Annotated in this window: 15 protein-coding genes; 7 read left to right on the top strand and 8 right to left on the bottom strand. The window is 70.0% G+C overall.

The annotated features are described in order from the left end of the window. Positions 1-16: 16 nt before the first annotated feature. The 3 genes from ACGFSB_RS21370 to ACGFSB_RS21360 all read right to left on the bottom strand — a co-directional run bounded on the left by ACGFSB_RS21370 (position 17) and on the right by ACGFSB_RS21360 (position 5,106). Positions 17-2,137, bottom strand: a complete 2,121-nt coding sequence (locus ACGFSB_RS21370) for a hypothetical protein (protein WP_393401485.1) — start codon at positions 2,135-2,137, stop codon at positions 17-19. A 227-nt stretch (positions 2,138-2,364) separates the two neighbouring features. Continuing rightward, positions 2,365-3,744 carry an MFS transporter gene (locus ACGFSB_RS21365; protein ID WP_393401482.1) on the bottom strand — a complete coding sequence of 460 codons (1,380 nt, stop codon included), beginning with the start codon at positions 3,742-3,744 and terminating at the stop codon, positions 2,365-2,367. Positions 3,745-3,921: 177 nt separating this feature from the next. Beyond that, positions 3,922-5,106, bottom strand: a complete 1,185-nt coding sequence (locus tag ACGFSB_RS21360) for a TIGR03364 family FAD-dependent oxidoreductase (protein ID WP_393401479.1) — start codon at positions 5,104-5,106, stop codon at positions 3,922-3,924. A 168-nt stretch (positions 5,107-5,274) separates the two neighbouring features. On the opposite strand from ACGFSB_RS21360, the gene ACGFSB_RS21355 reads away from it, so the two are divergent. Together ACGFSB_RS21355 and ACGFSB_RS21350 are read left to right on the top strand one after the other, a co-directional pair. Beyond that, a complete protein-coding gene (locus ACGFSB_RS21355; protein WP_393401476.1) occupies positions 5,275-6,048 on the top strand; it encodes a GntR family transcriptional regulator in 774 nt (257 codons plus the stop codon). Beyond that, a complete protein-coding gene (locus tag ACGFSB_RS21350; protein ID WP_393401473.1) occupies positions 6,041-6,730 on the top strand; it encodes a phosphonatase-like hydrolase in 690 nt (229 codons plus the stop codon). Before ACGFSB_RS21355 ends, ACGFSB_RS21350 begins: the two co-directional genes overlap by 8 nt. A gap of 23 nt (positions 6,731-6,753) precedes the next feature. Here ACGFSB_RS21350 and ACGFSB_RS21345 read toward each other — a convergent pair whose 3' ends face one another. From ACGFSB_RS21345 to ACGFSB_RS21335, 3 genes are all read right to left on the bottom strand, one after another. Further along, positions 6,754-7,242, bottom strand: coding sequence for a hypothetical protein (locus tag ACGFSB_RS21345; RefSeq protein WP_393401471.1), 489 nt, complete (start codon positions 7,240-7,242; stop codon positions 6,754-6,756). A gap of 271 nt (positions 7,243-7,513) precedes the next feature. Further along, complete coding sequence (locus ACGFSB_RS21340) at positions 7,514-7,954, bottom strand: group II truncated hemoglobin (RefSeq protein WP_393401468.1); 441 nt, start codon at positions 7,952-7,954, stop codon at positions 7,514-7,516. 86 nt (positions 7,955-8,040) lie between these two features. Continuing rightward, positions 8,041-8,958 (bottom strand): LLM class F420-dependent oxidoreductase, encoded by a 918-nt coding sequence (locus tag ACGFSB_RS21335; RefSeq protein ID WP_393401465.1) that lies wholly within the window; start codon positions 8,956-8,958, stop codon positions 8,041-8,043. Positions 8,959-9,380: 422 nt separating this feature from the next. Between ACGFSB_RS21335 and ACGFSB_RS21330 the strand changes: the two genes are divergently transcribed. The 3 genes from ACGFSB_RS21330 to ACGFSB_RS21320 all read left to right on the top strand — a co-directional run bounded on the left by ACGFSB_RS21330 (position 9,381) and on the right by ACGFSB_RS21320 (position 12,198). Further along, positions 9,381-10,202 carry an ABC transporter permease gene (locus ACGFSB_RS21330; RefSeq protein WP_393401463.1) on the top strand — a complete coding sequence of 274 codons (822 nt, stop codon included), beginning with the start codon at positions 9,381-9,383 and terminating at the stop codon, positions 10,200-10,202. A gap of 120 nt (positions 10,203-10,322) precedes the next feature. Beyond that, positions 10,323-11,390 carry a glycine betaine ABC transporter substrate-binding protein gene (locus tag ACGFSB_RS21325; protein ID WP_393401461.1) on the top strand — a complete coding sequence of 356 codons (1,068 nt, stop codon included), beginning with the start codon at positions 10,323-10,325 and terminating at the stop codon, positions 11,388-11,390. Further along, positions 11,377-12,198 carry an ABC transporter ATP-binding protein gene (locus ACGFSB_RS21320; RefSeq protein ID WP_393401458.1) on the top strand — a complete coding sequence of 274 codons (822 nt, stop codon included), beginning with the start codon at positions 11,377-11,379 and terminating at the stop codon, positions 12,196-12,198. The genes ACGFSB_RS21325 and ACGFSB_RS21320 overlap by 14 nt, the downstream gene beginning before the upstream one ends. A gap of 40 nt (positions 12,199-12,238) precedes the next feature. Here ACGFSB_RS21320 and ACGFSB_RS21315 read toward each other — a convergent pair whose 3' ends face one another. Continuing rightward, positions 12,239-12,799 (bottom strand): HAD family acid phosphatase, encoded by a 561-nt coding sequence (locus ACGFSB_RS21315; protein WP_393401456.1) that lies wholly within the window; start codon positions 12,797-12,799, stop codon positions 12,239-12,241. A gap of 343 nt (positions 12,800-13,142) precedes the next feature. On the opposite strand from ACGFSB_RS21315, the gene ACGFSB_RS21310 reads away from it, so the two are divergent. Continuing rightward, positions 13,143-13,838, top strand: a complete 696-nt coding sequence (locus tag ACGFSB_RS21310; protein WP_393401453.1) for a response regulator — start codon at positions 13,143-13,145, stop codon at positions 13,836-13,838. Next, on the top strand, positions 13,835-14,989 hold the full coding sequence (locus ACGFSB_RS21305; RefSeq protein ID WP_393401450.1) for a sensor histidine kinase: 1,155 nt from the start codon (positions 13,835-13,837) through the stop codon (positions 14,987-14,989). Before ACGFSB_RS21310 ends, ACGFSB_RS21305 begins: the two co-directional genes overlap by 4 nt. Before the next feature lie 65 nt (positions 14,990-15,054). Here ACGFSB_RS21305 and ACGFSB_RS21300 read toward each other — a convergent pair whose 3' ends face one another. Next, a complete protein-coding gene (locus tag ACGFSB_RS21300) occupies positions 15,055-16,491 on the bottom strand; it encodes a S28 family serine protease (RefSeq protein WP_393401448.1) in 1,437 nt (478 codons plus the stop codon). Positions 16,492-16,533 lie beyond the last annotated feature (42 nt).

Raw genomic sequence — 16,533 nt, 5'->3', positions numbered from 1 at the left:
CGTCAGCTGCCGTCAGTCAGGTCCAGCGGATCCGCGCGAGGGCCGGTGCGCTGCGGGAGCCGTCGGGGGCGACCGCCACCAGCTGGAGTGTTGTGGATTCCTCGTCCCCGGTCCGCGCAAGGGCCTTCACGTAGTACACCTCGTCGTACACCCGGCCGACGGCCTCGCGCCTGCCGTCCGGCAGCTCGCGGCACACGTCGTAGTACCAGACGCCCCGGCCCTGGAACCGCCAGGACAGGAACACCTCGGCGGTGCCGTCCTGGACCTCGGCGGCGTCCACGGTGAAGCCCGATGGGGTCCCCGGACGGGCGGGGCGCTCGCCGCCGAGGAGAGCGAGTTCGCCGAGGTTCACCGCGTAGGCGCCCTGGCGGCGGGAGGACACGCGCACACCGATGGCGGCAATGGTCCGGCCCTCGAACGCTTTGAGGCTGCGGACGGCCGTGTTCCAGGAACGGCTACTGGTGCGTCCGGCCGGCAGCCAGACGAAGCGTCCCGGAGCGTCGGCGAAGATCAGCCCCACCTCCAGGCCGCTGTCCGCGCCGGCCTGCCCGGTCGTGAACGTGACGGACAGCCGCTCACCGCCCGTCACCTTCAGCGCGGTCTTGAACAGCCGCACGGTGGTGGTGTTGGCGGGGCCGAGGTCGCCGGCGATGCGCAGGGACGATCCGCCGTCGTGGGCCATCGTGTAGTCGTAGTCGACGGTGAGCGGTGCGTCCTTGCCCTCGCTGCGCGTCCAGAACTGCCAGGTCGGCAGGATGTCCTGGATGCCGGCGTTGTTCCAGTCCCGGCCGCCCGCGCGGCTGCCGTCGAGGAAGAAGGCCCGTCCGTGGCCGGTGTTGAAGCGGGTGACGAACGGGAACGAGCCGATCACCGACCGCTCGGTGATGTACCGGGCGACGCCGTCCCACTTCTTGTGGTTGTCCGCGTCGCGCGGCTTGCCGTCGTCCTCGTGGGGCCAGGGGACGTACTCGGTGCGACCGGTGCGGGTCGGGTCCTCGTTGGGACCGGACCAGTAGCGGCGCTCCCGCTGGAAGGCGGGGTCCTGCGCGTCGGGGTTGTCGCGGTCCGGGTAGCGGTCCCACACGAACTGCGAGCCGAACAGCGCCCAGCTGGTGCGCGCCGGCTTGCCCTCGGGGAAGACAAGCCGGGTGTCGTAGGGCGGGTTGTAGCCGTACTTCTCGTTCTCCGTGCCGTGGAAGACGGCCTCGTACGGGTCGAGGCCCAGCTTCTCGGCCGTGCTGCGGGAGGTCTCGACCTGCTCGGCGGTCGGCATCCAGTAGTTGGCGAACAGGCTGTTGTTGACCGGGGTGTCGCCGTCCTGGATCCACGGGGCGTTCTTGTCGTTGAACTGGTTCTGGTAGTCCAGCTTCCCGTTGACCATGATCGTGTCGTACCACTGGAGGTGGAAGCCCTTGGGCGCCTGGGCGCGCAGGTACTTGAGCATCTTCATCAGCTTGGCCGCGTCCGCCGGTGCGGTCTCGGCCTCCTGGTTGATGAAGTAGCCGTCGAAGCCGAAGTATTCGGCCATCTCGATCAGCTTGTCCGCCACTGGGAAGCTGCCGTCGTCGTGCTGCTCCAGGTAGTCGGAGAAGGCGCCGGACCGCGGCCAGAACCAACAGCCCAGGCTCTTCGCGCCGTTGCGGTGGGCGGCATCGGTGTAGGCGGGGTTGGGCAGGTTGATCAGCCCGTGCTCGGGGTCGTCGGTCGGTGAGCCCTCGACGGGCATACCGTGCCAGGAGCCGTACAGGTCGGTGTACTGCCAGAAGCGGAGCAGGCGGCGTGCGAAGACGTCGTTGTACTTGTACGCGGTGAAGAAGGAGTTGTCGTAGTCGTAGCTCAGGTTCATCAGCTGCGGGCCGGTCGCGAGGGCCGGGTTCGCCTGGGTCGCGGCGAACGGGGCGATACGAGTGGCCAGTGGGACGCGCGAGCGGAAGTACTTGGCGTAACGGTCGGTCTGCGGGCTCCAGTTCTTGATGGAGGCCGCGTTGTAGCCGTGCATGAACGGCTGATGCGGGGCCCGGCCCGGAGCCGGGTCGGCTGCGGCGTACGCGGGCGGGGCGGTCAGCCCTGCCGGGCCGGTGAGTCCGACCGTCACCCCTGCCGCGCCGAGCAGGCCGATGAACGTTCTGCGATCCATGCGTGGATCACTCCTTCACTTGGGTGGGCGGGGCGTGAGCGGGCGCGGGGGCCCTCGACGATCGAGGAGGCCGGGGCAGCGGATAAGAAGTTGCCCCGATTCCCCGTGCGCGTCAACACTTACGCCCCACCTTTCTCGTCGAGAACGATGAACTCGCAGGCCACAGGCCCTTCGACGAGATACCTCCCTGCAAACTAATGCGCTTTAGTCAACAGAGCTGAAGCGCTTTAGTGTGGCGCTGCCGAAGTGCGGTTCCAGTGCGGCAGCATGATCAGCCCGGCGAGCGCGGCGGCGGCCGCGAACCCGTAGAAGAGCGGCGTCGTCGACAGGAAGCCCGGGAGCAGGCCGCCGAGGATCGCGCCGACCGACCCGCAGCCGTTGACGAACCCGGTGGCGGTGCCTGCCCCGCCGGAACCGCCGGAGTCGACGGCTGCGACACCGGCGATCAGCGCGTCGGCGGCGTAGAGGCCGAAGCCGATCACGGCGAGGACGGCGACCATCGTCGCGGTGCTGCCCGTCGCGGTGAGCGGCACGAACGCGGCCAGCATCACCATCAGCAGTCCGAGCGAGAGGACGCACGGCGGGACGCGCCGGGAGGAGTACAGACGGTCCGAGATCCAGCCGACCGTCATCGGCGCGAGGACTCCGGCGACACCGAACGCCACCGGGATCAGCGTGGCCTCCAGCTTGCCCGCGTCGGGCAGCCGTTGGCTGACGATCACCGGTCCCCACAGGAGCAGCGCGTAGCGGGCGGGTTTGAGCAGGAAGTAGGCGGCGCTGAGGGTCAGGACCATCCGGTCGCGCAGGATCGCGCGGTAGATCTCCTTGGAGGAGGGCGCTGCCTTCGGCTGTGTGGACCCGGACCCGGCCCCGGCCCCGGACTCGGACTCGGACTCCGCCGTCGCCTCGTCGGCGTCCGCGTCCGCGTCCGGGTGGGGGAGGCCCACGTCCTGGGGTGCGTTGCGCTGGAACACGACGAACAGGACGAGTACCACCGCCAGTGTCACGGACCCCGCGAAGAACGCCACGCGCCAGCTGTCGAAGACCGAGTAGGCCCACCAGCCGAGGAACGGCGGCGCGGCGAGCCCGCCGAACGCGTAGTTCGTGCACCACAGTCCGAGGATCCGGCCGCGCTCCTTCACCGGCACGAAGCTGGTGACGTTCTTGCAGAGCGGGGCCCAGCCCGTCGACTGCGCGAGCCCCTGCACGGCCATCGCCGCACCGAACACCAGCAGTGAGGTGCTCAGGCCTACGACGGCCGAAGCGACCACCGCACCTGCCATCCCGCCGATCACGACGACACGCGGCCCGACCCGGTCGGCCCACGATCCCCAGACGAACTGGCCCACCGCGTACGCCGCGAGATAGACGGCGTCGATCACGCCGAGCGTGTGGGAGGTGAGCGTCTGGTTGACGGCGGGATCGTCGAGGATGCCCAGCTTGGCCACCGAGAACGCCTGGCGCACGAAGTAGAAGCCCGCGTACGCGATCCAGGTGACGGCGAAGATCTGCCAACGCCAGCGCAGGGAACGGCTGTGGGCCGTGCGGTCCGCCTCGGGCAGCGTGAGCGGGTCGGGCGCGACCCCGGGCCGGGTGCCGTCGGGCATGGTGATCTCCTTGTCCTCGGTGCCTGGTGAGCCATGTGCGCGGGTACGCCGTGGTGCTACGCAGTGCCGGACCGCGCGCCGCGAGACGTGCTCGCGGCGCGGGCCCGCTGTGCGGGGATGGAGACGGGGTACGGGGCGGGTGCGGGGCGGGTGCGGGGCGGGGCGAGGAGCGGCGCTTCAGGCCGTCGCGGCCAGGGAGTCGTCGAACGTGGCGGCGGCCAGGCCGAAGGAGAGCGTCATCCCGATTCCGGACGTGACCGAGAGGGCCCGCACGCCGGGAGCCAGATCACGGACCAGGAGTGGGCCGCGGCCGCTGCTGGCGTAGACGCCCTGCCAGCGTTCGGTGACCCGCAGCTCTCCCGCGCCGAGGACCTCGGCCGCCGCGGCGAGGAGCAGCCGGGACGTCGACTCTTCCTCGAAGGGCGGGGCCGTGCTCCCGTACGCGTGCGAGTCGCCGACCAGGGCCGTGCCGTCGGGCAGCCGGGTGAACATGACGTTGGCGACGACATCGAGCAACTCGGGGCTGTGGCCTGTCACTTCCTCGCGCAGCCGGGGACCCGACGGCATGGCGGTGAAGCCTTCGTAGCGCAGCATGGACGTGGCGGTGAGGATCGCCGCGTCGGTACGGAACGCCTCGGGTGCCACGACGCGTGCCATGGTCAGCCGGCAGCGCTCGATGCCGTGTTCCTCGGCCGCCTGCGGGTACAGGCGGTCCAAGTCGTGGCCCACGCACAGGAGGACGCGGTCGCCGTGGACCGGGCCCCTGCTCGTGTGGACGATGCCCTCTTCGACGCCATTGACCTGGGTGCCCCACACTACGGTGACGCGCGGTTGTATGGACAGCCACTCGGCGAGGCGGGGGGCCGCCTCCCGGGGGTTGACGCGCAGATCGTCGGGGAGGAACGCGCCGCCCTCGATGTCGCCGTCGCCGCCAGCCCGGCCGAGCTCCGCGGCGACCTCCCCGCGGGTCCGCAGCCGAACGGTGTCCGCGCCGCGCTCCGTACGCAGTTCCTCCAGGACCGCCATCTCCGTGGCGGACCTGGCCACCACCAGAGCGCCGGCCTCACGGGCCCACAGGCCCGAGCTCTTCGCCGCCTCGAGCCAGCCCGCGCGTGCGCGGTAGGCCAGTTCCAGCTGGTCACCGCGCTGTGCGGTGACGCAGCAGTGCCCGAAATTGCGTACGGAGGCCCCCACGGGCTGCCAGTCCCGCTCGACGACCGTGACGGTCAGGCCGCGCCGGGCGGCCTCGAAGGCGTGGGCGAGTCCGACGATCCCGGCACCGACGATCACCAGGTCGCTGCGGCCGCGGGGCGGTTCGGCGGCGGGCGAAGGGGCGGAGGGTGGTGCTGTTGTGATGCTCATGACTTGCAGCGTGCGAGGCCGTGGCCCGGCGGGCAAGACTTGTGTGTACAAGTTTCCCCTCTGTTTACCTTCCGCGCCCCGGAAGGCTTGCCAGTGACCTGGATCTGCCGCACGTTCGTCCCATGCGTCCCCTTGAAGGGCAGGTGTACGTACTGCCATAGTCATCTTGTGAAGACAAGTAAGGGTGTGCCTCTCCATGAGCAGCTCGGCGTCGAGTTCCTGCGGCGTATCGAATCCGGCGAGTGGCTGGAGGGCGAGCCGGTGCCGAGCGAGTCCCAGCTCTGCGAGGAGTTCGGGACCTCGCGCGGTCCGGTGAGACAGGCCTTGTCGATACTGCGCTCGGAGGGGCATCTCGTCGGCGGCCGCGGCAAGCCGCCCGTCGCCCGCAAGGCGGCCCCCTCGCAGCCGTTCGCTTCACTGATGTCGTTCACGCAGTGGGCCAGGTCCATCGGCCGGGAACCGGGCCAGCTGACCGTCGAGGTCGCCCGCCGCCGTGCCTCCCCCGAGGCGGCGGCCCGGCTCGGCCTCGGCGAGGGCGAACCGGTCATCGACCTGGTCCGCCTGCGGCAACTGGACGGTGTACCCGTCATGGTCGAGCGCTCCACGTTCGTCCTGCACGTCGGGAAGCACCTCTTCGACATGGACCCAGACGCGGGCTCCATCTACGAGGCCATGTGCGCGCGCAATGTGGACCTGCACCACGCCCGCCACACCATCGACGCCATCGCCGCGGACAAGCAGGACGCGGCACTCCTCGGCATCGAGCCGCGCGAACCCCTGCTGCGCGTACGGCGGTTGGCGTTCTCGCGGGACGGCGTGCCGCTGGAGTGCGCCGACGACCGGTATCTGCCGACGCTCGCCAACTTCACCATCGAGAACACCGCCGAGGGCCACACCGTCGTCGGCCGGTACCGCACTGACGAGGAGAACCCCAGTGATTGAACTCGCCGTCTTCGACATGGCAGGCACCACGATCGAGGAACACGGCGCGGTGTACGAGGCGCTGCGCCAGGCCGTCGAGTCGACCGGGGCCACGGTCGACACGGCGGATCTGCAGACCTGGATGGGCACGGACAAGCGCGAGGCCATCGACGCGCTGGTCCGCCTCGGCGGCGGCACCCCCGACGCCGACCTGGTCGAGCGGCAGTACGACGAGTTCCGCGCGTTCCTGAAGAAGCGTTACGAGGAGGTTCCGCCGCGGCCGATAGCCCAGGCCGACAAGGTGCTGGCCGAACTGCGTGCGCGGGGCATCAAGGTCGCTCTGACCACGGGCTTCAGCGACGACGTCGCCCTGCCGCTGCTCGCCTCGCTCGGCTGGTCCACGGGCCAGGGCGGCAACCTCGACGCGGTGGTCACCGCCGACGAGGTGGTACGCGGCCGCCCCGCCCCGTACATGATCCATCGCGCGATGGAGAAGTCCGGCGTCATGGACGTACGCAAGGTCCTCGTCGTGGGCGACACGGCGGTCGATCTGCGGGCAGGGCACCACGCGGGCGCCGGCGTGGTGGTCGGCGTCCTCACCGGCCGGCTCCCGCGCACCGCACTCGAAGCGCAGCCCCACACCTACGTACTGGAGAGCGTCGCCGGGATACCGGACCTCACGGAGACCGGGGCAGCGGCCTAATACCCCGGACGCCGGGTCCGGTGCTAGGTGCTGTGGCGCTCGGTGAGTGGGCCGACGCCGAGATCCTCGCGCATGAGTCTGCGCATCTCGGCGGCCGCTCTGCCGCGCGCCTCCCAGCGTGCGTGATCCTCTGGGCTGCTGACAGAAGTGCCGTCGATGTAGCCGTCGCAGATGCGTCGCAGGCAGTGGAACACGCTGTTGGAGGCCTTGACGACGGGCTGGGGCGCGATGAGCCACATCTGTTCGGATGCGACGGCGATGTCTGATGCCCGAAAGGCCTCGCGCAGCGCGAGCGCCCGCTCATCGTCGGAAGGGTGCTCTCGCTCGGCCAAGGCCCGCAGGGTCTCACCGAGGACCTTCACGGCGGTGGTGTACCGGGCGTAGATGTCGAGCCGCAGCCGAAGAGCTTCTTTGGCATCCTCGCGCTTCCACCGACTCCGATCCGCGATGAGAGTAGCGACGATGCCGATCGCGGCACCGGCCAGGGTGGAGAGCAACGGCAGCCAGTCCATGCGGGCCAGCTTGCGTCATACCGTGGTGGCGGCGCGACCTTTCGGCCCGCTCTCCGGTGACCGGCCCGTCCGCGGGCCACGTTGATCAGGAGCGCCCCTGTCCGCAGCGCGCGGCCGGCACCCCTCGGCGCGCAGCTGTGAGCCGACGCAGACCTCGGCGTCGGGGATGCTCTCCGAGATCGGTCGCTTCCATGGTCACACGGCCCTGTGTCACTTCCCCTTGAAGGCGTGAGCGAGGAGGTGAGGTGACGGAGGGGTCCCCTCCGTCACCTCACTCCTTGGGCCACTGCCATTCCGGCACCGACCGCAGCGGATGTAGCTGCTCGTCCGTCTCGGCGTGCGAGTTCTGCTGGGCCACCCGGGAGCCGAACTCGACGTGCGAGCGTACGGCCGTGCGGAAGGGCTGGTCGGCGGGGAGCCCGGCCTCCTCCGCGGCTTCGAGGTAGAGCTCCTCGAACCGTGCCCGCTGCTCATCGGTGATCCGCAGCCCCCGGTGCGCGTCGATGATGTGCGCGAAGCCGAGCTCGGCCGTGAAGCGCCCGGGGCCGCCGAAGGACTCGGCGGTGAACCAGGTCAGATGCTCTACGTGGTGCGGGCGCCGCTCCGGGAACACCCCTCTGAGTACGGGGTCGGCGAGCACCTTGTCGTAGAACAGTTCCTCGAGGCGGTGCAGGCCCTCGTCGCCGCCTGCGTGTTCATAGAGACTCGTCACCGCTGACCTCCGTCCTGGACGGTCGCTGAGCGGGAAGCTCGGCACCCACGGTACCGGGGGCGGCGGCTCGCGGGCGGTCGCACGCCTCAGGTGTTCGCCAGCTCTCCGAGCAGGTTCCATGTACGGCGTCGGTCCGCTTCGCCGCCGAGGTCCGTCGAGGTGAACACCACCTCGGTCGCTCCGGCTTCCCGATACCGGCGCACCTCGGCGGCGACAGTCTCCTCGTCGCCGATGACGGCCAGATCGACGGCCCGGGTGGCTCCGGAGAGCCCGATGACACGCTGGTAGGAGGGGAACTGCTCGTAGAACGAGAGCGCCTCGGTCGCGGTCTCCCGTACTGTCTCGGCGTCGGCGGTGACGACGCCGGGCACGAAGGCCACGATCCGGGGCGCGGGTCGGCCCGCCGCCTCAGCCGCGGCGGTGACGGCGGGGACGATGTGCTCGGCGAGCGCGCGCGGACCGGCGAGCAACGGCAGGATGCCGTCCGCGAGTTCACCCGAGACGCGCAGCGCCTGCGGCCCCATGGCGGCCACCAGGAGCGGTACCGGTGGCTCGGCGCCGGGTACCCGCGCCGGCAGGGGAGTGGTGGCGGTGAGCAGCTCGCCGTGGAAGTCGGAGCTGCCCGTCTCGAGGAGTTGGCGCAGGGCGGTGAGGAATTCGCGGAGCCGGCCGATGGGACGCTCGTGCGGGATGCCGAAGGCCGCTTCGGTCAGCTGTTTCGTGCCGAGCGCGAGGCCCAGGTGGTAGCGGCCGCCGGTCGCGGCCTGAGCCGTCTGGGCCTGGCTGGAGACAAGCAGCGGGTGACGGCCGAAGACCGGGATCGCCGCGGTGCCGACGTGCAGTCCCGGCACCTCGCGGCCGACGATCGCGGCGAGTGTGGGGGAGTCGTACGAGAAGGTCTGGCCGAACCACGCGGAGCGCAGTCCGGCCTCGTGAGCCTCCCGCGCGAGTTGCACCGTACTGTCGACTCGGTCCTGAAGTGAAAGCGCTACTCCGATGGTCATACTCACGGCAACCGGCAGTCGCCCGACCGCCATTCCGGCTCGTATATGGCAAGTTCATGGCGGCTATGTAACGGGCGGTCCAGGGAGCGGGACGCCTTTTGGTGAAGAGCCGTGGCTGCTGTAGAAATGGGCCCCATGATTCACGAACTGCTGGTGCGACGCCTGGTCATCGACCTGTGCCGATGCCCGGCTTCGTGTTGTTCGTGTTGTTGATCCAGCTGCTGATTCAGCTCCTCGTCCAGCTGCTGATTCAGCGCTTCTGACGCGCTCCGCCGTCCGGTGATGTTCCCGGCGGCGCCCGCGTCTCCCGCATCCCCCTTGTCTCCCGCATTGTCTCCCGCACTTCGGTGCGCCCTCCGAGTTGCCCGGCCCCGCCCGGCCGCAACTGCTCATCTCCCCGCGCCCATGGAGGCCCCGTCCCCATGTCCACGACCCTCTCGCGACCTCGGACCGACACTCCATCGCGCGTGCGCCACATCGCCCTGCCGTTCGGCTCGCTTCTCCTGTTCCTCCTCCTGTGGCAACTGCTCGCGGCGAGCGGAACGTGGAGCGAGACGCTGGTCCCGCCCCCGGCGAAGGTCTGGAGCGCGTTCATCGAGGTGTCCACGACGCACGACGGAGTACGCGGCTACAACGGCACCACGCTCATCGAGCACCTGGGCATCAGCCTGCGACGCATCGCGCTCGGAGCCGGCATCGGTATCGCCCTCGGGGTGGTCTTCGGCCTCGTCATGGGAACGGTCGGCTGGGTCCGGTCGCTCTTCGAGCCCTGGATCACCTTCCTGCGGACGCTGCCTCCGCTGGCGTACTTCTCGCTGCTCATCATCTGGCTCGGCATCAACGAGGAACCCAAGATCACGCTGCTGGCCGTTGCCGCCTTCCCGCCGGTGGCGGTGTCCACGACGACCGCGGTGACCGCCGTGTCACAGAGCCTGATCGAGGCGGCCCGTGCCCTGGGCGGTTCCCGGTGGGACGTCGTCAAGGACGTCATCGTGCCGTCCGCCCTGCCGCAGACGCTGACCGGTGTACGGCTGGCCGTGGGGGTGGCCTACTCCTCCCTCGTCGCCGCCGAGTTGGTCAACGGGCTGCCCGGAATCGGCGGCATGGTCAAGGACGCCGCCAACTACAACAACACCCCGGTGGTGCTCGTCGGCATCATCGCCATCGGCGTCTCAGGGCTCGTCATCGACGGTTTGCTGCTTCGGCTGGAGCGCGCGGTCGTGCCCTGGCGCGGACACGCCTAGGTCCTTTCCTTCCTGCGCCTCCTGCTCCTGCGCCTCCTGCACCTCCTGCGCCTCCTGCGCCTCCTGCGCCTCCTGCACCTCCTGCTCCTGCACCGAACTCCTGAACAGAAACGGCCCGTCATGTCTCCCTCCACTCCTCGCTCCACTCCTGAAGGCCCTACTCGACGTCTGCTGCTCGCCGCCGCCCTGGCCGGGGTGTCCGCGGCCGTCACCGGCTGCTCCTCGGACAGCGAGGCGGCTTCGTCCGGCGGGGCCAAGCGGCTGCGCGTCGGCTACTTCGCCTTTCCCAGCGGCGACTTGCTCGTGAAGAACAAGAAGCTGCTGGAGAAGGCGCTGCCGGACTACAAGATCACCTGGATCAAGTTCGACTCCGGCGCCAGCGTCAACCAGGCCTTCCTGGGCAAGTCCCTGGACATCGCCGCACTGGGCTCCAGCCCGTTCGCCCGCGGGATCTCCGGGAGTTCACCGATCCCGTACAAGGTCGCTTTCATTCTCGATGTCGCGGGCGAGAACGAGGCCCTGGTGGCCCGCAAGGATGCCGGGATATCCGACGTCGCCGGTCTCAAGGGGAAGACGATCGCCACCCCCTTCGCCTCGACGTCGCACTACAGCCTGTTGGCGGCACTGGAGACGGCCGGTCTCAAGGCGTCCGACGTCAAGCTGGTCGACCTGCAACCGCAGGCGATCATCGCCGCCTGGCAGCGCGGGGACATCGACGCGGCCTACGTCTGGCTGCCGACGCTGGACGAGCTGCGCACGAGCGGAACCCAGCTCACCAGCAGCAAGAAGGTCGGCGCGGCGGGCAAGCCGACTCTGGACCTCGCCGTCGTGTCCGACGAGCTGATCGCCAGGGACCCGAAGGCGATCGACACCTGGCGGAAGGTGGAGGCCAAGGCCCTGCGCCTGCTCAAGTCCGACCTCGACGGCTCGGTCAAGGCCATCGCCACCGAGCTCAGCATCAGCGCGGCGGACGCCAGGGCCCAGCTCGCGCAGGGAGTGTTCCTCACGCCGGACGAGGTCGCCTCCGCCGACTGGCTGGGCACCGACGGCAGTCCGGGCAAGCTGCTGACCTACGTCACCGACACCGCTCAGTTCCTGGCCGACCAGAAGCAGATCGGCTCCGCACCGTCCGCGGACGCCGTCCGCAAGGCCTTCTACCTGAAGGGACTGCCCGATGTCCTCAAGTGAGACTGTCAGCAAGGGAATTGAGGCACAGGGAGCCGACCGCGCCGGATCGGTACGCCTCGAGAGCGTCACTCACCAGTACGGCCGGGGCAGCGAGACCGTCACCGCCGTGGGACCGGTCGACCTGACCGTCCCCGCGGGCGAGTTCCTGGTACTCGTCGGTGCGTCCGGCTGCGGCAAAAGTACGCTGCTGCGGCTGATCGCCGGGTTCGAGCAGCCCACCCACGGCTCGGTGCGGGTCTCCGGCGCCGCGCCGCGGCCGGGCGAGACGGCCGGTGTGGTGTTCCAGACGCCGCGGCTGTTTCCGTGGCGGACGGTGCGGGGCAACCTCGACCTGGCACTGCGGTACGCGGGGGTCGACCGTGCCCAATGGCCAGTCCGGCGGGCGGAGTTGCTGGCGCGCGTCGGCCTCGAAGGAGTGGAGAAGCGTCGTATCTGGGAGATATCCGGTGGTCAGCAGCAGCGCGTCGCCATCGCCCGCGCCCTCGCCGCCGAGAACCCACTGTTTCTCCTCGACGAGCCGTTCGCCGCGCTGGACGCGCTGACCCGTGAGCGGCTTCAGGAGGACGTGCGGCAGGTGACCTCCCAGGCCGGACGGACCACGGTCTTCGTCACCCACTCCGCGGACGAGGCGGTGTTCCTCGGCTCCCGCATCGTGGTGCTGACCAAGAGCCCGGGGACCGTCGCCCTGGACCTGCCGATCCCCCTGCCGAGGGGCGCCGTCGACGCCGACGAGCTGCGCGAGTCCGATGAGTTCACCGACCTTCGCGCCCAGGTCGCCCACGCGGTCAAGTCCGCGGCGGCGGCCTGACGCGACGCGAATCGCGGCGAGGTCGGCGACGGCGTCGCTACTACTGCAACTCGCCGTCGTAGTCCGGCAGTTTGAAGGTGCGCTCGGCGTGTCCGCCGATCAGGTCGGTGTCCCGGTTCCCGATGTTGGCGACGATCGTCAGACCCTCGTCCTCGATGGAGGCGCGGCAGTCGGTCTTCATCTCCTCCTTGGACGAGTCGTCGCCCGGCTGTCGCATGCACAGGCCGTCGAGGGGGAATCCGGCGTCGCCCAGCTGCCGGACCGTCGCGTCCCGGCCGGTCTCCCGGCGGTTGGTGACGAACCGGACCTCGGCACCCCGCTCGCGTGCGGAGCGCGCGAGGTCGAGCGTCGCCTCCATCGCCGCGCCCTCGTCGTAGTCGGTGGCGAGCGAGGTGTTGTCGATGTCCAGGACGAGCGCCGTCCGCTCGTCGCCGGCGGGCAGCCGGTCGTCGAGGTACGCCTGCGCGGGGGCGACCGCCGCGGCGACGTCGGCGAGCCACACGTCCTTGCCCGGCAGGGCGACGGCGGTTCCGGCGGCGGCGACGAGGGTGGTGGTGCAGATGGCGGCGGCGATGACGCCGCGACGAAGAGCAGTCCTCACAGTGCGACCCGGCCTTCTCGGTGTGGGGGGTGGTTGGCAGCTCCGCCATGAAACCCGGACCGGGTGGTCGCCGGTAAGGGGCCGGTCGGCCACCGGACGGCCGCCGACCGGCTGCTCTTGCGCGGCCGGGGCGGTCGGGGCGGCGCGAGGCCTGACATCGACCCGTACGACCGTTTCGTACCGATCGTCCTCAGCTATTCCTCAGGATCCTTCAGCGACACTGCGTCGACCCCATGTCGAGGTTGATGCCGCAATGGAGCCTTTCCGTGAACCACGCAGTACAGGGGTGGTCGATGGTTCTCGACGACCAGGTGAGTTCCCCGTCGAGCAGGTGGTCTCCGTGATGTCCCGGACGCCACCTCCGAGCGCCGTACCTGTCATACGGCTGCTCGTCGTCGACGACGAGGTCCTCATTCGTTCCGGTCTCACGCTGATACTCGGCAGCGCGGACGACATCGAGGTCGTGGCCACCTGCGAGGGTGCACAGGCGACGGCCGCCGTGCAGGAGCACCGGCCGGACGTCGTGCTCCTCGACATCCGGATGCCGGACATCGACGGGCTCACCGTCCTGCGCAGGATCCGCGCATTGCCCGACCCGCCGCACGTCGCGATGCTGACCACGTTCGACACCGACGAGTATCTCGCCGAGGCGCTCGCGCTCGGCGCCGGCGGGTTCCTGCTCAAGGACACCGAGCCACCGGTGCTCATCCGTTCCGTACGCGCCCTCGCGACCGGCACCGGCTGTATGTCCCCCTCGGTGATGAAGCGTCTGGGCGGACGGCCGCCCGGCGCGGCGGCGAGATCGGCGGCCCAGGCGGTGGCCTGCCTGTCCGGGCGGGAACGGCAGGCGCTCGGCTACCTGGCGCAGGGACTGTCGAACGGGGAGATCGGAGCCCGGATGTGCTTCTCCGTGGCCACGACGAAGGACGCCGTCAGCGCTGTGCTGGCGAAACTGGGCGTCAGCAACCGGGTCCAGGCGGCCGTCCTCGCCGAGCGGGCCGGCCTGCTGGCCGACTTGGGCGAGAAGAAGGCCTGGTGAAGACCTGCGAGCGGTTGTCGCACCGCGGCTGGCCGGTGGATGTGTGCCTGGCGGTGTTGGGCGTACTCGATGTCTTCCTCCGTATGCCGATTCCGCACGTGTGGCAGACAGCGGTGTCGTTCGGGGCGGCCGGGGCTCTCCTGCTGCGGCGCCGTCTGCCGCGCCTGACGCTGCTGCTCTGCCTGCCGGGCCTGTACGCGGGCGCCGCCCTGCTCGCGGCCTTCGTGGCCCTGGGGTCGCTGGCGCATCGGCGCCGCATGGACCGGCAGGTCAAGCTCGCGGTTGCCGCCGTGGTCGTCGGCAGCTTCCTGCCGTGGCCGCTCACGGAGTTCTCGGCGCAGTCGGTGGAGGAACACAGCCAGACACTGCTGTACGCGCTGCTCCTCGGCATCGCTCCGGCCGTGATCGGTCTCCTGGTGCAGACCCGGCGTGACCTGTCGGACCGGGTCGAGGAGCTGGCCACTGTGCGCGAGCACGAACGGGAGCTGCACGCGCGCACGATCCTGGCCCGCGAACATGCCCGGCTCGCACGCGAGATGCACGACGTGGTCGCCCACCAGGCCGGGCTGATGGCCGTGCAGGCCGGGGCGCTCGAGGTCACGGCACGGGACCCGGAGGTGCAGGAGGCGGCCGCTACTCTGCGCAGGCTTGCGACCGGCACGCTGGAGGAACTGCGCGGCATGATCCTTGTGCTGCGCGCGGCCGGAGCCGGGCCGGGGGAGTCGTGGCCGCGGCCCAGGCTGGCCGATCTGCCGGATCTGATCGCGCGGGGTGGCGTGGAGGCGGAGCTGCGGATGAAGGGCGGACAGAGCGGACAGGGTGGAGAAGACGCCGGGCGTCGCGGCCTGCCCGAGGCGGTTGAGCGCACTGCCTACCGGACCGTGCAGGAGGGGCTCACCAACGTGCGTAAACATGCTCCTGGCGCGGCCACGACAGTGACGGTGGAGATCGGCACCGACATGCTGCGGGTCCAGATACACAACGGGCCCCCGAACGGCCGGATACCGAAGCCCGACCTTCCGGGTGGCGGCCACGGCATCGTAGGGCTGCGGGAGCGCGCGGCGCTGCTCGGCGGCCGGTTGACGGCCGGGCCCACGTCCGACGGGGGGTTCGCCGTGTGCGCCGATGTGCCGCTGGAACTGCCCGGTTGACCGTCCCGTCCGGGGTGGACCGAACCGCCCGGCCGCCCCCGCCGGAGGGACGGCCGGGACGGCGATCAGAGGCGCGGGGCGAGCCGCGGGCCGTGCTTGTCGAGCTTCGCGTCGTATCCGGCCAGGGGTGCCGGGGCGCCGTGCTCAGCCTTCTCACCCCGTACCTCGTCGGCGACGCCCGCCCACTTCAGCAGCGACTTCGTCGCCGCCGCGCGGTCGTCGGGGGCCAGGGTCGAGATCTGTGCCCCGTGGTTCTGCCCGGGAGCGACGTAGACGTGAGCGTCCTTGCTGCCCTCGCCGACCCGGAACGGCTCCGCGTGCCACGGGTCGTTCTCGCCGTTGACGAAGAGCATCCGGGAGGAGTCCTCACGGACCCAGCGGTCGATGTCCCGCATGGCTTTCCCACCGTCGTACTTCATGGGGATGTCGCGCGGGACATAGGTGCGGGGGACGTTGAGGCCCTGGTATTCGCGTACGTCGTCCAGGAGCGGCTCCTCGTAGTCGGGCGAGCCCATCTGCGTACCGGCCTGGTAGTAGTAGGGCACGTAGCCGCGCATGTCCTGGTCGGTGCTTGCCTTCCAGTCGCCGATCTTGCCGACCCAGTCGTAGAGGGTGTCGGTGGAGGCGTCAGGGCGGGGCACGGTGTCGCACTCGGACTCGGGGTGGTACTGCCAGAAGCCCCACACGACGTCCTGCGCGGTGAGTTCGAACGCCTTGTCCGCGCTGCCCGCGAGGCGGAAGGTGTAGTGCTTCCGGTCCGCCCAGGTTTTCAGCCGGGAGACCATCTCCCCGCGCCGCTCGAAGATCTCGTGCTGGGCGGCGTTGAGCCTGTCCCGGCACTCCTTGGTCCCTACGTTCTTGAAGAAGTCGTAGTAGGCGGAGCTGTCGCGCTTGTCCACGTCATTGGGTGCGACGTAGGAGACGGTGCCGTCCATGTCCCGGGGGTAGAAGCGGCGGTAGTACGCGGCCGTCGAACCCCCCTTGCTGGCGCCCGTCGAGATCCACTTCTGATCGTAGATCCGGTGCAGGGCGCTGAAGACGCGGTGCTGGTCGGCCGCCGCCTGGCGGATGTCCAGCTTGGACCAGTCGGCGGGGCGGGGGCGGGACGGGGTGAAGAAGCGGTACTCCATGGAGACCTGGTTGCCGTCCACGACCCGTGTCGGCTCGTCGCGGGACGGCTTCTCGTTCAGGTCGTACCCCGACGTCTCGAAGACGGTGGGCCGGTCGTCGCCTTTGTGCAGTACCGAGATGCGCTGCTGGAAGGTGCCCTTTTCAGGGTGCTTGTGATCGATGGGCTGTTCGTAGTTCAGGAGGAAGAAGCGGTGGCCGTCGACCGGCTTCTCCTCGATGAGGCTCATCCCGGGTATCGCGAGAATGCGGTCCTTGATGCTGGTACTAGTACCGGGCCCGGCCGCCGTGGCGGTTCCCGTGCCGGCCGCGCCGAGTGCGGCGGAACCGGCGACGATCGCCAGCGGGAGCAGGCATCTGAGTGCGCGTCGCATGTGTCTCCGTGAATCCGTGAAGGGAGGGTGAGATCGAGGACG

Source organism: Streptomyces sp. NPDC048441, from assembly GCF_043200235.1.
In the GTDB taxonomy this organism is placed as follows: Bacteria; Actinomycetota; Actinomycetes; order Streptomycetales; family Streptomycetaceae; genus Streptomyces.
Note: the sequence above shows the minus strand (reverse complement) of the source record. Positions and strands in the feature narration are given on the sequence as shown.